General features: G+C 61.4%; 16 protein-coding genes. 9 read left to right on the top strand and 7 right to left on the bottom strand.

Going from position 1 to position 13,121, the window contains the following annotated elements; genetic code table 11:
• Positions 1-42 precede the first annotated feature (42 nt).
• Together SYN63AY4M2_RS05260 and atpD are read left to right on the top strand one after the other, a co-directional pair.
• Positions 43-393: a gas vesicle protein GvpV gene (locus SYN63AY4M2_RS05260; RefSeq protein WP_228375407.1), complete on the top strand. Its 351-nt coding sequence runs from the start codon at positions 43-45 to the stop codon at positions 391-393.
• 374 nt (positions 394-767) lie between these two features.
• Complete coding sequence (atpD, locus tag SYN63AY4M2_RS05255; protein WP_099884275.1) at positions 768-2,201, top strand: F0F1 ATP synthase subunit beta; 1,434 nt, start codon at positions 768-770, stop codon at positions 2,199-2,201.
• A 10-nt stretch (positions 2,202-2,211) separates the two neighbouring features.
• Here the strand turns inward: atpD and rppA are convergent, their stop codons facing one another.
• Positions 2,212-2,952, bottom strand: a complete 741-nt coding sequence (rppA, locus tag SYN63AY4M2_RS05250) for a two-component system response regulator RppA (RefSeq protein ID WP_011429329.1) — start codon at positions 2,950-2,952, stop codon at positions 2,212-2,214.
• Positions 2,953-2,955: 3 nt separating this feature from the next.
• The gene (gene rsmI, locus SYN63AY4M2_RS05245; protein WP_011429330.1) at positions 2,956-3,867 is read right to left on the bottom strand and encodes a 16S rRNA (cytidine(1402)-2'-O)-methyltransferase; all 912 of its coding nucleotides are present in this window, start codon (positions 3,865-3,867) and stop codon (positions 2,956-2,958) included.
• Between the two features lie 88 nt (positions 3,868-3,955).
• Between rsmI and SYN63AY4M2_RS05240 the strand changes: the two genes are divergently transcribed.
• Complete coding sequence (locus tag SYN63AY4M2_RS05240) at positions 3,956-4,408, top strand: Rrf2 family transcriptional regulator (RefSeq protein ID WP_011429331.1); 453 nt, start codon at positions 3,956-3,958, stop codon at positions 4,406-4,408.
• A 22-nt stretch (positions 4,409-4,430) separates the two neighbouring features.
• Positions 4,431-5,420, top strand: coding sequence for an adenosylcobinamide-phosphate synthase CbiB (cbiB, locus tag SYN63AY4M2_RS05235; RefSeq protein ID WP_011429332.1), 990 nt, complete (start codon positions 4,431-4,433; stop codon positions 5,418-5,420).
• 282 nt (positions 5,421-5,702) lie between these two features.
• Here cbiB and SYN63AY4M2_RS05230 read toward each other — a convergent pair whose 3' ends face one another.
• The 3 genes from SYN63AY4M2_RS05230 to SYN63AY4M2_RS05220 all read right to left on the bottom strand — a co-directional run bounded on the left by SYN63AY4M2_RS05230 (position 5,703) and on the right by SYN63AY4M2_RS05220 (position 7,849).
• Positions 5,703-5,987, bottom strand: coding sequence for a hypothetical protein (locus SYN63AY4M2_RS05230; RefSeq protein ID WP_011429333.1), 285 nt, complete (start codon positions 5,985-5,987; stop codon positions 5,703-5,705).
• Complete coding sequence (locus SYN63AY4M2_RS05225; protein ID WP_228375408.1) at positions 5,984-6,499, bottom strand: thylakoid membrane photosystem I accumulation factor; 516 nt, start codon at positions 6,497-6,499, stop codon at positions 5,984-5,986. The genes SYN63AY4M2_RS05230 and SYN63AY4M2_RS05225 overlap by 4 nt, the downstream gene beginning before the upstream one ends.
• A 126-nt stretch (positions 6,500-6,625) precedes the next feature.
• Positions 6,626-7,849 carry a ribulose bisphosphate carboxylase small subunit gene (locus SYN63AY4M2_RS05220; RefSeq protein WP_011429335.1) on the bottom strand — a complete coding sequence of 408 codons (1,224 nt, stop codon included), beginning with the start codon at positions 7,847-7,849 and terminating at the stop codon, positions 6,626-6,628.
• Positions 7,850-8,179: 330 nt separating this feature from the next.
• Between SYN63AY4M2_RS05220 and SYN63AY4M2_RS05215 the strand changes: the two genes are divergently transcribed.
• Complete coding sequence (locus SYN63AY4M2_RS05215; protein ID WP_228375494.1) at positions 8,180-9,634, top strand: cation:proton antiporter; 1,455 nt, start codon at positions 8,180-8,182, stop codon at positions 9,632-9,634.
• A gap of 1 nt (position 9,635) precedes the next feature.
• On the opposite strand, the gene SYN63AY4M2_RS05210 is transcribed toward SYN63AY4M2_RS05215, so the two are convergent.
• Positions 9,636-10,226: an FHA domain-containing protein gene (locus tag SYN63AY4M2_RS05210; RefSeq protein ID WP_011429337.1), complete on the bottom strand. Its 591-nt coding sequence runs from the start codon at positions 10,224-10,226 to the stop codon at positions 9,636-9,638.
• A 105-nt stretch (positions 10,227-10,331) separates the two neighbouring features.
• Between SYN63AY4M2_RS05210 and SYN63AY4M2_RS05205 the strand changes: the two genes are divergently transcribed.
• The 4 genes from SYN63AY4M2_RS05205 (at position 10,332) to SYN63AY4M2_RS05190 (ending at position 12,644) form a co-directional block, all read left to right on the top strand.
• Positions 10,332-10,550: an NAD(P)H dehydrogenase subunit NdhS gene (locus tag SYN63AY4M2_RS05205; RefSeq protein ID WP_011429338.1), complete on the top strand. Its 219-nt coding sequence runs from the start codon at positions 10,332-10,334 to the stop codon at positions 10,548-10,550.
• 30 nt (positions 10,551-10,580) lie between these two features.
• Positions 10,581-11,315, top strand: a complete 735-nt coding sequence (locus tag SYN63AY4M2_RS05200; RefSeq protein ID WP_011429339.1) for a low-complexity tail membrane protein — start codon at positions 10,581-10,583, stop codon at positions 11,313-11,315.
• Positions 11,316-11,436: 121 nt separating this feature from the next.
• On the top strand, positions 11,437-12,237 hold the full coding sequence (locus SYN63AY4M2_RS05195; protein WP_011429340.1) for a hypothetical protein: 801 nt from the start codon (positions 11,437-11,439) through the stop codon (positions 12,235-12,237).
• 152 nt (positions 12,238-12,389) lie between these two features.
• Entirely contained in the window at positions 12,390-12,644 is a 255-nt protein-coding gene (locus SYN63AY4M2_RS05190; protein WP_041438079.1) for a DUF2949 domain-containing protein, read from the top strand.
• A gap of 122 nt (positions 12,645-12,766) precedes the next feature.
• On the opposite strand, the gene SYN63AY4M2_RS05185 is transcribed toward SYN63AY4M2_RS05190, so the two are convergent.
• A partial coding sequence (locus SYN63AY4M2_RS05185; RefSeq protein ID WP_143597423.1) for a zinc ribbon domain-containing protein occupies positions 12,767-13,121 on the bottom strand: 355 nt, incomplete at its 5' end.

Below are 13,121 nucleotides of genomic sequence, written 5' to 3'. Positions count from 1 at the left end.
TGCCAAGGCCATCAGCCCTCTTGCCTGCGAGAGCGCGCTAGGATGGGCGCAACGCCCTTTTCTCTGGATCCCATTTGTTCTGTTATGAGCTTGCCCCGCGTGCCCCGCTCCCGGCCCCGCCCAAAGTTACGCTCGATCCCTCGCCGCAAAACCGAATCGGCTCTCTATGCCGAGATGCAGCAGCTCACTGTGGAAAAGCAGCGGCTCAACCAGGAATTGGAGTTCATTCAGGAACGGCAAGGGCAAATTCAAGCAAGGCTCCGGGAAATCGAACAAGCGCTACAGCGTTTTCAGCAGGAGGCAGAGAGCTTTCGGGATCCCGCCGCTGCTCGAGAACCGGGCACTGGCCGCTTCTCCTCCTCCCGTTTCCCGCCGATGACCTTTGAGTACTGAGCCAGTTCCCTGCCGAGTGGGGAAGCCAAAGCCATTGCCAAAGGAGCAAAAAACTGGGTTTAGAGCCCCGTTCTGTCCTTTGGGACGGCCTTGTGGTACCTTTTGTATGGCGGCATGGGTAGTCAACCGCTTCAAAAACCCAGTAGTCTAACCCCTAAGACATTAGCTAGGGTTTTGTATTGGCCTTGAAGCGGTACCCTTGGGCAGAAGAGAACCGAGCCGCGAGACCGAAGTCCAGGGGTAGACCTGTTGGCTTTTGCTACCGGGATCCAGCCGCCCAGTCCGAGATCTTCTCATGGCCCATTCTGAAACTCCCATCCGGCATCGCTGAGTCCATAACTGCAACTGAGTACACAAGGAGCTGAGCCTCGACCATGGTTACTGCCACCGCTACTGCGACCAACGTTGGCTACATCACTCAGGTCATTGGACCTGTGATCGACGCCGAGTTTCCCAGCGGCAAGCTGCCTGAAATCTACAACGCTCTCAAGGTGGAGGCGACGACCGAAAGCGGATTGAAGGTCAAAGTCACCTTTGAGGTGCAGCAGCTTTTGGGGGATAACCGCGTGCGGGCCGTGGCCATGTCTTCTACCGATGGCTTGGTGCGGGGCATGCCAGTGGTGGATACAGGTGCCCCGATTACCGTGCCGGTGGGCGAGGCTACCCTGGGTCGCATTTTCAACGTGCTGGGGGAGCCAGTGGATCAAGGAGAGCCGGTGCAAGCCAAGGAGTTTGCCCCCATCCACCGCAGCGCGCCGCCCTTTGTGGAGCTGACCGTCAAACCGGAGCCCTTTGAAACCGGCATTAAGGTGATCGACCTGCTGGCCCCCTTCAAGAGAGGTGGCAAGGTGGGCCTGTTTGGCGGCGCCGGCGTCGGCAAGACGGTGCTCATCCAGGAGCTGATCCACAACATTGCCGAGGAGCACTCCGGCCTATCGGTGTTTGCCGGCGTGGGAGAGCGCACCCGCGAGGGGAACGACCTCTACAACGAGATGAAAGAATCGGGGGTGCTGGACAAAGTAGCGCTGGTGTACGGCCAGATGAACGAGCCGCCGGGCGCTCGTATGCGGGTGGGCCTGACCGCCTTGACGATGGCGGAGTACTTCCGCGACGTCAACAAGCAGGATGTGCTGCTGTTTATCGATAACATCTTTCGCTTTGTGCAAGCTGGCTCGGAAGTGTCGGCGCTGTTGGGCCGCATGCCCTCGGCGGTAGGCTACCAGCCCACCTTGGCCACGGAAATGGGCAACCTGCAGGAGCGGATCACCTCCACCAAGCAGGGATCCATCACGTCGGTGCAAGCGGTGTACGTGCCCGCCGACGACCTGACGGACCCGGCGCCGGCGACGACGTTTGCCCACCTGGATTCGACGGTGGTGCTGTCGCGCAGCCTGGCGGCCAAGGGCATCTACCCGGCGGTGGATCCCCTGGATTCTTCGTCCACCATCTTGCAGGCAGACATTGTGGGCGAGGAGCACTACAACACCGCCCGGGCCGTGAAGCAGACGCTGCAGCGCTACAAGGAGCTGCAGGACATCATCGCCATTTTGGGCCTGGACGAGCTCTCTGAAGAAGACAAGCTGGTGGTGGCCCGCGCCCGCCGCATCGAGCGCTTCCTGTCGCAGCCGTTCTTTGTGGCCGAGGTCTTCACTGGCTCGCCTGGCAAGTACGTGAAGTTGGAGGACACCATCAAAGGCTTCCAGCGCATTCTCTCCGGAGAACTGGATCATCTGCCGGAGCAGGCTTTCTATCTGGTGGGCACCATCGAGGAGGCCATCGAGAAGGCGGAGAAGCTCAAGTCCAAGTAATCCCTCACCCTCAGCCCCTCTCCCAGGGGGAGAGGGGGGTTGGCGGCTGCTGAGGATCCTCGGCCACAGGCCCGAAGCGGTAGCCTTTGCCATAGACGGCGTGGATCAACTCGGGGGAGCCGGGCAGACGGAGGCGGCGCCGCAGCAGGCGCACCTGAGCAGCCAGGACGTTGCTGCTGGGGGGATCCTCGCCGGCCCACACCCGCTCGTAGATCTGCTCGTGGGTGAGCAACTGGCCGGGGTGGGCCATGAAGTACTCCAGCAGGCGGAACTCTTTTTGGGAGAGGTGGATCATCCGTCCTTGGCGGTAGGCCACTTGGTTCTCCCGATCCAGCTCTAGGTCTCCAATTTGCAGGCGAGGGATCCCTTCGCCGGGGCCGGCAGCCCGCCGCAAGAGGGCTCGCACCCGCGCCAGCAGCTCCCGCAGCTCGAAGGGCTTGACCAGGTAGTCGTCGGCGCCGGCGTCCAGCCCTTCCACCCGGTCGTCGAGAGTATCTTTGGCGGTCAGGAAGAGGATGGGGGTGGCGCGATCTACCTGTCGCACCTGTTGGCAGAGGGAGAGGCCGGACAGGCCCGGCAACATCCAGTCCAGTACCAGCAAGTCGTAGGGTGGGGCTGGGGGCTTCTGCAGCAGCTCCCAGGCGCTGTTTCCCTCGTAGGCCACGTCCACGCTGTGGCCCTCTCGCCGCAGGTGCTGGGCCAGGGAATCGGCCAGCTCCACTTCGTCGTCCACCAACAAGATGCGCGCCATGCTCTAGGATTCTGTCTCGTCGTCGCTTGCCGGAGGGGCCAGGGAGGGAGGGGGCTCCAGTTGTAAGCAGAGATCGTAAAGGCGGCGCCGCGTCCACAGGGGGGATCCCTGGAAGCGCCGGGCCAGTTGGCGGCTGGCAGCGGAGCGGGGAAGGCCCTCGGCCAGCAGGCGGGCCAGCTCCTGGCGAACTTCCGCTTCCGAGGGGGAGGTTTCTTCGCCCTTTTCGGAGGCAGGCCGCCCCTCTAGAACAAGGGTGAACTCCCCCCGCAGCGGCTGGGCGGCGCAGTGCTCCAGAGCGGCGGCCAGGGATCCCCGCCAGAAGGACTCGTGCAGCTTGGTCAGCTCGCGGGCCAGCACGATCTGCCGCCGGGGGCCGCAGTGAGCCAGGAGATCTTGCAGGGTTTGCTGCAGGCGATGGGGGGCTTCGTAGAGAACGACGGTGCGCTCTTCTTGGGCCAGTTGTTGCAGACGGGCTTGTCGTTGGCTGGCTTTGAGCGGCAAAAACCCCTCGAAGACAAACCGCCCTGTGGCCAGCCCAGAAGCAGCCAAAGCGGCCACTGCCGCTACCGGGCCAGGCACCGGGATCACCGGGATCCCAGCTTGGATACAGGCGCGCACCAGTTCCTCTCCTGGATCGGAGATGGCGGGTGTGCCGGCATCGCTGATTAGGGCCACCGACTGCCCTGCCGCCAGATACTTGAGGATTTGCGGGATGCGCTGGGCGGCGTTGTGCTCGTGGTAGCTGATGAGGCGGGCGGAGATCTGAAAGTGTTTAAGAAGCTGGCCGGAGTGGCGGGTGTCTTCTGCCGCCACCCAGTCCACTTCCCGTAGGACTCGCAGCGCCCGCAGGGTAATGTCTTCGCGGTTGCCGATAGGGGTGGCCACCAAGTAGAGGCTGGCGGTGGGGCGCTCCATCTCGACAAGGCCAGAGCTAAGCGGGTACTGCTTTCCAGGTTAAGGGATCCCTGTGGCAGGATCGGGGAAGATTGGCGGGAGAAAGCAGGTGCGCCTGACCACGCGAGCTACCTATAGCATCCGGGCTTTGCTGGATCTGGCGATGCTTGGCCAGGTGGCCTCGGTGCGGGCCATTGCCGAGCGACAGCAGATCCCGGCCCCCTATCTGGAAAAGCTGTTGATCGAGCTGCGCCAGGCTGGCTTGGTCTGTTCGCAGCGCGGGGCGCAGGGGGGCTACCGGCTGGCACGGGCACCGCGGCGGATCCCAATTAGCGCCATTTTGGCGGCGGTGGGAGAATCTCTGGATCCTCTCCCGGCTGAGAGGGCAGGGGCTCAGCAGGAAGGCTCTGCGGATGGGCTGGACTGGGTAACGGAGGCCCTCTGGCGGCGGATCGCCCAGCGGGTGGAGCAGGTGTTGGAGGAAACAACTCTGGAAGATCTCTACTTCGACGCCCGCAGTTGGCAGGCAGCCCAAAGTCAGGGGGGAGGGTTTGTGGTCTGATCGCGCCTGCGGGAGGGAGACCTTGCTGTTTTTCCCGAGTCAGCCAGCCGCTCCCCTGGTGCTGGCGACGGCTTTGGGTCTGGATTACTGGTTGGCAGATCCCTGGGGGTGGCCCCATCCGGTGCGGGTGATGGGGGCGGTCATCGCCTGGGGCCAGAGTTGCATTCTCAGGCGCTGCCCAACGCCGGCGGCCCAGCGCTGGGGCGGGGCAGCTCTCACCCTGGCGCTGCTGGCGGGATCCTACGCGGCAGGCTGGGGGCTGATCGCCGTTGCCCAGGCTCTCCATCCCTGGGCAGGGATCCTGATGCAGATCATCCTGATGGCCAGTTGCCTAGGGGGGCGCAGCCTGCGCTTTGCCGCCTTGGAGGTGTTGGATCCCTTGGAAAAGGGGGATCTGCCGCAGGCCCGCCAGCGCCTAAGCCGCTACGTGGGCCGGGATACGGAGCACCTGACGGAGGCGGAGATCTTGCGAGCGGTGGTCGAGACGGTAGCCGAGAATACCCCCGACGGGGCGACGGCCCCTTTGTTCTATGCCTTTTTGGGAGGGGCGCCCTTGGCTTTGGCCTACAAGGCCAGCAGCACGCTTGATTCGATGGTGGGCTACCGCCATGCCCCCTTCACCTACCTGGGCACGGTGCCGGCCCGCTGTGAGGATGGGCTGACCTGGCTGCCCTGTCGCCTGACGGTGCTGACCCTGGCCCTGCTCAGCGGGGATCCCTGGGGATTTTGGCAGCGCTGTCGCCGCGACGGGCGGGCGGATCCCAGCCCCAATTCGGGGTGGAGCGAGGCGGCCTTTGCCTGGCGGCTGCAGATCCAGTTGGGAGGCACCAATTTCTATCGCGGCATCCCCAAAGAGAAGCCCAAGGTGGGGATCCCGGCTCGTCCCTTGAGCCCCCAGGTGGTGCGGGAGAGTCTGGGGCTGCTGAGGCAGGTTCTGGGGGTGTGGGGAAGTTGGATGGTGGGAGTAACTCTAGTTCTCAACTCTCCTCTCCCTCTAGGAGAGGGGTTGTAAACTACTCCAGACTAAAGTCAGGAGCTTTTAGTAGCCCTGCAGTCGGCAAACCGACCGCGGACCTCTGGGCTGGTTTACAGCAGCCCCAATCGACCGTTCCCAGTGCCTTAAAAGCCGTTTCTGGTGCGCGCAACACTAGGATAATTCAGAAGCAGCTAAAGCTGCCTAAGCCGAACAGAGGCAGAAAAGGCGAGGTCTTGCAGTCAAAACTGAACGGTCTGGAGCGTCGCATGCGCATGGGAAGGAGCTCCGGGATCCAAGGGCTTTTAATCTTAACGGGTGCTAGCTCAGCGCCCAGCGCTGCAGGGCAATGCCGAGGAGCAGGCCCAGGCCGCCAAAACGCAGCACCTGCCAAAAGGTGGCAGGAACGGGGTTAAACACTTCCAACAGGTAGGCTTGCAGACGTTGTTCCAATTGGCTGACTTCCGCCTGGATTTCAGCCCAGTGTTCGGGGGAGAGCTGGGATAGGCGCTCCAGCTCGCGCAGGTCGGCCAGCCGCGCTTGCAAGATCTCGAGCTTGGCTTGCAGAGCCTCAAGGGAATCGGGGGAATCGGGAGGAGCGGTCACGGCTGCGCCTCGGCTGGGGGGGCGGGGGAACGGGATCCGGCAAACCCGGTTTGGATCTCGTTGAAGGGTTTGGCTTGGATCACCCCTGGGGGGACGGGATCCAACTGGAAGAGGGCGCGAATGGCGTTTTCCACTTCGGTGATGGGGCGGTTGCCAATGGATTGGTAGACGAGGTTGCCCTGGGAGTCAAAAAGCAGGGTCTGGGGGACTTGGCCGCTGTAGTATTGGCCACGCTCATCCCCAGGCAGGAGGGAATCGACAGAATAAGGAATGAAATAGACTCCCCAGCCATAGCGAACTTGCAGGTTGGCCAGGGTGGCTGCGTATTTTTTGCAGTCGCTGCTGTCGTCGATGTAGTACACCAGCAGGGCCGGGATCCCTTGTTCTTTGGCCTGTTTCAGGGAGACACGAGGGGGGATCATGCCGCCGTTGGAGCCATAGAGGGCAAAGATGTTGCCGTCGTAGCGGTCGTCGTTGAGGAGAGCATGGGCAGGCGGAGACAACCAGCCCATTAACACGACCCACAAAGCTACCAGGAGAAGACGCAGCCACAGCATGATTCAAAACAGCATGATCCAGGGAGGATTGTCGGGCAGAGGGGAGGCTCTCTCATTGTGCCATTTTGCCCCGGTTCAGTCTCAGGGGCGGTGGATGATGGCCTCGACCCGCCGTTGTTTTTTCACCGGATCTACGCCCACCAGCCGGATGTAGTCCTTGGGAAAACGGCTGAGGCACTGCTCGACAGCCTGACAGGCAGCGGCCCATTCTCTCAGGTGGGCAACTCCACACTCCTGCCAGGAATGAACGCGGTAGCGGCGCGGATCCGCATGCTCCACCAGGATCTCATAGCCTTGGGCCAGGATCTGGCGAAGCTGGGCCTGCACGTCTGGGTTGAGGGAAACTGGGGCAGGATCGGCCGAGTTGGCAGCCACAGGAGGAGGGGATGGCGGGGAAGCGGGGGGCGGCTCTTGAGGAGCGGAGCGCCGGAGGCCAAGGTATTCCTCGGAGAGGCGACGGGCTTCTACTTGGTGTTGCTCGGCTTTGAGCTGGTGGCCGGCCTGGATCAACTGCTCCAGAGAAAATCGCGGTGGCGGAAACTGGGGGGCGCCCTCTTTGCTTTTGAGCAGGCGAAAGGCAATCCCTTCCAGGCCGACTTCTTGGATAAATTGCCATACCTGCTCGTCGTAGAGCTGGGCGCGCAGGGCGCCGAAAAAGTCGATGGCCTGCTCGGGAAAGGCGTCCACCAGGCGCTCAATCTCCTCAAGAGACAGCCCGTCGGCTTGAAAAATGCCGTGAACGATGTGGATGCGGTCGGTGCGGCTGGGCTCCCAGTAGAACTTGCGCATGCGCCCATCGCGGATGAGGGGGGCATAGAGGGTGGAAAAGTCGTTGCCGGTGGCGATGATGGGCACCCGCGGCAGGGGCTTGGGATCGTAGCTGCCGGGAAGCTGCACGTTGGTGGGGTTGTCGGCGATGTTCATCAGGGTGGCGCTCACCAGTTGGGTGTTGACGGTGTACTGGGTCATGCTGTTCAGGCGACCGGCGCCGGCATCCAGGTCGTTGATCATCAGCACGGCCATCTGGCCAAATTTGCGGATGTGCTCGGCAGCTTCACGGTAGCGCAGGCGAATCATACGGGCGGGATCCCCGGCGTCGGGACTTTCCAGCTCGCCCCCCGAGATGTGGACGGCATAGACCTTCATGCGCTCAAAGATGAGGTTGCATTGGAAGGTCTTGCCCTCCCCCTTGCGCCCGTGGATGCCCAAGATGAGCGGAACGGGCACGTCGGGCAGAGGAAGATGATTTTTGGTCAGGTGCAGGGCGACAACTTTAAGAAAGGTGGGGGGGATGTAGTAGCTCATCGGTGAGCTTGGTTGCGAGAGTTTCTATTTCCTCCATTGTCGTTCTGGGAAGTTGGCCCCTGCCCCTCCTCGGCCCAATTCTCGGCGGGCAGCAGGGACAATACTCCAGATAAGTGCTAATTATCTGGACTATCGGCAAGGGGAAAGAGTGCCCACATGGGCGTTGCCATGGGATTACGCGGGAGGTTAGTTTTTGTAACAGTCTTCCGGCAGGGCGACCCCAGAGATGGCAACACAAGCTTTTCTGGCGCTCTGGTCAGGCCGGCTTAGACGAAAAGCTGTCCATCTAAGGGTGAGATCTTGCTGTTGAATTGCCTAAGCTCTGTGTTGCTGGCTGTCGAAGCCGCCGCTCCCGTCGAGGCGCCAGGGGGAGACAACCTCTCTCCCTTGATCTTGGTGGCGGTGCTGCTGGCCTTGGTGGTCATCTACTTGGCCAGCCGCGTTGGCGGAGAAATGGCCGTTCGCCTGAGTTTTCCCCCCGTGCTGGGAGAGTTGCTGGGAGGGGTGTTGGTGGGCGGTTCTGGCCTGGGGTTACTGGTTTTTCCCGAAGGGCCGCTTTCTGCCGAGGCGTTGCCTACCTTGGCCCAGTCCTCAGCTCTGATGCAGATTCTGCAGGCCACCGCGGGTCTTGACAAGGGATCCCTGGTGCAGGTGTTCTCCTCCCAAAGCCAGATCATCGACATCCTCTCGGAGATGGGGGTGGTTATCCTTCTCTTTGAAATTGGTCTTGAGTCGGATCTGGGGGAACTGTTGCGGGTTGGCCCGCAGGCGGCGGCCGTGGCCGTTATTGGGGTTGCTGTGCCCTTTGCGGCGGGAACACTGGGCCTGCTCTACCTCTTTCACGTGCCTGTCATCCCTGCCATCTTCGCCGGGGCGGCTCTGACGGCAACCAGCATTGGCATCACCGCCCGCGTCTTGGCCGAGCTGCAAAAACTCACCTCCCTCGAAGGGCAGGTGATCATCGGCGCCGCCGTCCTGGACGACGTGTTGGGCATCATCATCTTGGCGGTGGTGGCCAGCTTGGCCAAAACCGGAGAGGTTGACGTCGCCGATGTTGGCCTCATCGTCGTCAGCGCTGTCGTCTTTCTCGTCGGCTCTATCGTCTTGGGGCGACTCCTCAGCCCCTACTTTGTGGCTCTCCTCAACAACCTGAAAGCCCGCGGCAACCCCCTTTTGCCCGCTCTGGTCTTGGCTTTCTTGTTGGCCTACGTAGGGCAGGTGATCCACCTGGAGGCGATTTTGGGCGCTTTTGCCGCCGGCCTAATTCTAGGGGAAACCGACAAGCGCCAGGAGCTAGAAGAACAGATCAAGCCCGTTTCCGACCTGCTGGTGCCCATCTTCTTCGTCTGCGTCGGGGCCAAAACCAACCTCGCCGTGCTCAACCCCACCCTCCCCGCCAACCGCGAGGGGCTGATCATTGCCGTCTTCTTGGTTAGCGTTGCGATTGTGGGCAAGCTGGCCGCCGGCCTGGGGGCGTTCGGCAAGCCGGGCATCAACCGCTATGCCATCGGCGTGGGCATGATCCCGCGCGGCGAGGTGGGCCTGGTGTTTGCCGGCGTGGGAGCGGCCAGCGGGGTTCTCTCCGAGGCTCTCGACGTCAGCATCATCGTCATGGTGATCGCCACCACCTTTATCGCCCCCCTCTGGCTGCGGGGAGTATTGATCGGGGAAGTAGACTCTCCTCCTTCTCTCCTGGATCTGCAGGCAGAAGCATCAGAGCAAGACCGCGTCGAAACCCCATCAGCTCGCTCAGACTCAGAGCAGGTGGGCATTCCTGAGAGTTGAATCACCTCGACTTTCTCCCCAAACGTCCCCAGAGCGTCTGGAACAGCAGCCACAGCGGGTTGCGACGGCGGGATCCCACGTCTTCAACCTTCTCCGCCCTCTCCTGTTGGGGCAAAATCACCCGCATCGAGGGCGGGTCAAACCGCTGCATCGTTGTGGAGCGCCGATCCACCACCTCCGCCTTTAGGCTGCGAAAGCTGACAGACTGGAGATACCGCTGAAACTCTTCGTTCGACAACTGGCGAATGCAATACTGCATCCGCACCTGATCCCCCAACTGGATCTGATCCCCATCCTTGAGATCCCAGCTCAGACATTTCTGCCCGTTTACTGAGATGCCATTGGTGCTGCGCTTGCCTTCGATATTGCCGTCCAACAGCCGGTAGGTGTAGCCACCGCCCTTTTGCGGCAGCCGCAAGAGCAGCGCGTGCTGCCGAGAAACCGCCGCCGAATGGACGACAATGGCGTTGCTGGGATCCCTGCCGATGGAATAGGTGGCGGCACTGAGGGCCACAGCCCGCCGTCCCTGCTCGTCATCGATCACCAGCACATGCCAAGTCTGGGAGGGGGAAGACGCTGGGTCAGCAGGCATCGTTTGGGGTTGGCTTTGCCAGAGAAAGGTTCGGCAGAAGAAGGGCCTTCCTTCATAATGATAGGATAGGGCTTAGCCACCCGCGAGGAATCGTAAACAGCCGCCATGACTGCAACTCCCTCCCTTCTTCAGGAACTTCCCCCCATCTACCCTGGCGTGGCCGTGCGGGTCATCAATCCCAACGATACCTACTACCTCTTTGAAGGACAAGTACAGCGGGTTACCGACGACCATGCCGCTGTCCTCTTCGAGGGGGGCAACTGGGATAAATTGGTTACCTTCCGCCTTTCGGAATTGGAAGTGGTGGACAAGTCCCGCCGCTAGCTCCGCTCCGCTTTCCTCTAGAACTTCCCCATGCGCAGCCATTGGCAGGAACCTTTCCTTTGGATCCATGCCGCCGGGATCCTCCTCTTCCCCTTGTGGATTGGGCTAACCGTCATTGGGTTGGCCACCGGGGATCCTCTCCTGTCGGTGGGAGTAGAGCAGGCCGCAGTGGCTGTGGCGGGCATTGGGCCAGTCTTTGCCATGCAGTGGCGCAAGCCCTTCGATGTCTTCAGCCTGTGGGTGGCCGCCGTTCCTCCCGAGGAACTCACCCCCGACCAACGCCGCATCTTGGCTGCCTTCCTCAGCCCCGAACACAAGATCTTGACGCTATTGGCGGCACTCCTGCTGCTGGAAGTCTTTGAGCGCCTCTACGACTTCGCCCCCCTCTTTGCCCCCCTCACCCCTGGCAACGGCACCCGTCTGGCCGGCCTGGCCATAGCCGCCTTCGGGTTTTGGGGGGCCAACCTGTTCTTGCAGATCCCCCTTGCTGCAATACGGGTACTTCTCCTCAGCGAGCCGGAGCTGGCCCAACTGGATCCCATCCCTGCTGAGGAGATCGAGAGCCGCTTCTCCGTTGTTGGCGATCGCCACACCCCGCTGTTGCAACGGCTGCTGCGCCGGATTGCCGCAGTCCCATCGCAGGCACAAAAAGATGGAAATCAGAGACTCGACTGTAAAGTAGAAGTAGCCGAAGCTGCCGGCTCAGATGCCGAATCCGAAGGACGGGAGGCTGCCACACCGGAAACGACCCCTGACTTCACTTAGACAGGTTGCTGGGACGGATTTCTACCCCAAAGAAACTGCAGCTCGATGCTAGAGTGGACGGGATCCAGACTGTTGTCTGACCATCGGCGTTCTCCTGATCTTCGAGGCTACCGCACCGGCAATGGCGAGCAACTTTTCCTTCCGCTTTAAACAGTTCACCCAACGCCTCAGAGAAACCACCCAGCTTCCCCAGTTTTTCACCGAGCAAGCCACCAGCGAAACCCAAAACCTCGCGCGGGAGTTGGCATTGGTTGGGGAATACGCCACCCAGCTCAGCCAGGTGGTGATGGAGGTGGACTTCCTCAACCAGCTCTACACCCGTCTTTTGAACGAGCGGGAAGTGCTGCAGCAGGAAAAAGACAACTTAGAAGCGCGGGTCTTCGAGTTGCAGCAGGAGCGCAACGAGACTGAACCCCAAGTGATGTACCTACGTGAACAACTGAGCCAGGCCGCCTTTCAACTGGAGCAAACGCAAAACCGCGAGCGCAGCCTCAGCGAGCGGGAACGGCAACTGTCGGAGATCGTGGCCCAACTGGAGCGCCGGCGGGCTGTGCTCAACCAGGCCATCGAAAACCTCACCAACCAAGAGGCCGATTACACCGTTCGCAACAAAGAGCTAGAGGCCGTCATCAAAGATAACGAGCGCAAAGCCAAGCAATACCTAGAAGCCGCCAACCACTACCGGGCGTACTTGGAAGAGCTGAACGCCCAGATACAGGAAGCTCAGGCCAAGCTGAGGAGCCTCGGTGTTGAGCCCAAACCCGCCGACCTGCCGCGGCTTGAGGATATGGAAAAGCCAACTCCCATCCCCACGCCGCCGCCCTCTACTCCCATCGGCTACCCACCACCCCAACAGCCTCCTCCACCCCAGTCGGGCGGCTACTGGTCGGACAGCCCCTTCGATGACGATCCCTGGAGCTAGGGGCTATCCCAACAGCGCTTGTAAGTCAGCTCTGCGGCAAAGCTCAGTGCCCTCTGCCCTGAGCCGCCTTGGGAGAGCTGAGGGAGACGCGTACCCTAAAGAAGAGATCCACAGTAGGGGATCCAGCGTCCAGTTACACCCAAGCCAGACCTATGGAACTGACTGTGCCGGATTTGCAAGCCCTCAGCCAATGGGATCGGCAGTTCTGCCGCTTTGCCGAGCAGCAACAGCTCCTCAAGCCCAAACAACTGGCCTTGGCCCTGAAGATCCAGCGGCAGCAGCACGGCCCCCTGGCCTTGATCCTCTGGCAGTTGGGGTTTGTGGGCCTGCAGCACTTGGCGCAGTTTTGGGAGAGAGTATCTGGCGACGCTGACCCGGAGCTGCTCCAAGACAAGGCCTTCGGCTGACAAAAAGGGTGACTGCTGCCGTCTGTTTTCCTGGCCGAGGAGCGAGACTGCAGTATGGCCTTTTCGGACTCCACCGTCACTCATCCTGAAAGTCCTGTAGCGGTGAGCTGCGGCTGATACATTTACGCTGAACACTGCTGAGCATTACTGCTCAGCGGTGAAGCGATAGCATTCTGTCCGTTTCCGTTGTCACTACGCGACGCTGACGCGACCGCGCTACTCGGACGGAGTCCAAACAGAAAGGCGGTATCCCGCAAAGCCCTGAGCATAACACCCAGAGCGCCTTGCCAATCTCGTGGTAGCCTATGGTTGCACTTTGGGCATCTAAACACCTTTGCGCCACCCAACTTGGTGTGGATGTGCCCGCACTTGGTACAGGTTTTGCTGGTGTACGCTTCCGATACTTCCACGACAACCACGTTTTTCTTCTTGGCTTGAAACTTCAGGAACTGCTTGAACCGATAGTGCGCCCAGGTG

The sequence above is a fragment of the Synechococcus sp. 63AY4M2 genome (genome assembly GCF_002760475.1).
Classification (GTDB): domain Bacteria; phylum Cyanobacteriota; class Cyanobacteriia; order Thermostichales; family Thermostichaceae; genus Thermostichus.
This window is presented reverse-complemented; position numbering and strand designations above follow the sequence as displayed.

What these genes read in the sequence shown, in the direction of transcription:
- SYN63AY4M2_RS05260 (WP_228375407.1), top strand. Translation starts at nt 43, where the DNA reads ATGGGCGCAACGCCCTTTTCTCTGGATCCCATTTGTTCTGTTATGAGC.
- atpD (WP_099884275.1), top strand. Translation starts at nt 768, where the DNA reads ATGGTTACTGCCACCGCTACTGCGACCAACGTTGGCTACATCACTCAG.
- rppA (WP_011429329.1), bottom strand. Translation starts at nt 2,952, where the DNA reads ATGGCGCGCATCTTGTTGGTGGACGACGAAGTGGAGCTGGCCGATTCC.
- rsmI (WP_011429330.1), bottom strand. Translation starts at nt 3,867, where the DNA reads ATGGAGCGCCCCACCGCCAGCCTCTACTTGGTGGCCACCCCTATCGGC.
- SYN63AY4M2_RS05225 (WP_228375408.1), bottom strand. Translation starts at nt 6,499, where the DNA reads ATGGGCTGGTTGTCTCCGCCTGCCCATGCTCTCCTCAACGACGACCGC.
- SYN63AY4M2_RS05220 (WP_011429335.1), bottom strand. Translation starts at nt 7,849, where the DNA reads ATGAGCTACTACATCCCCCCCACCTTTCTTAAAGTTGTCGCCCTGCAC.
- SYN63AY4M2_RS05210 (WP_011429337.1), bottom strand. Translation starts at nt 10,226, where the DNA reads ATGCCTGCTGACCCAGCGTCTTCCCCCTCCCAGACTTGGCATGTGCTG.
- SYN63AY4M2_RS05205 (WP_011429338.1), top strand. Translation starts at nt 10,332, where the DNA reads ATGACTGCAACTCCCTCCCTTCTTCAGGAACTTCCCCCCATCTACCCT.
- SYN63AY4M2_RS05200 (WP_011429339.1), top strand. Translation starts at nt 10,581, where the DNA reads ATGCGCAGCCATTGGCAGGAACCTTTCCTTTGGATCCATGCCGCCGGG.
- SYN63AY4M2_RS05195 (WP_011429340.1), top strand. Translation starts at nt 11,437, where the DNA reads ATGGCGAGCAACTTTTCCTTCCGCTTTAAACAGTTCACCCAACGCCTC.
- SYN63AY4M2_RS05190 (WP_041438079.1), top strand. Translation starts at nt 12,390, where the DNA reads ATGGAACTGACTGTGCCGGATTTGCAAGCCCTCAGCCAATGGGATCGG.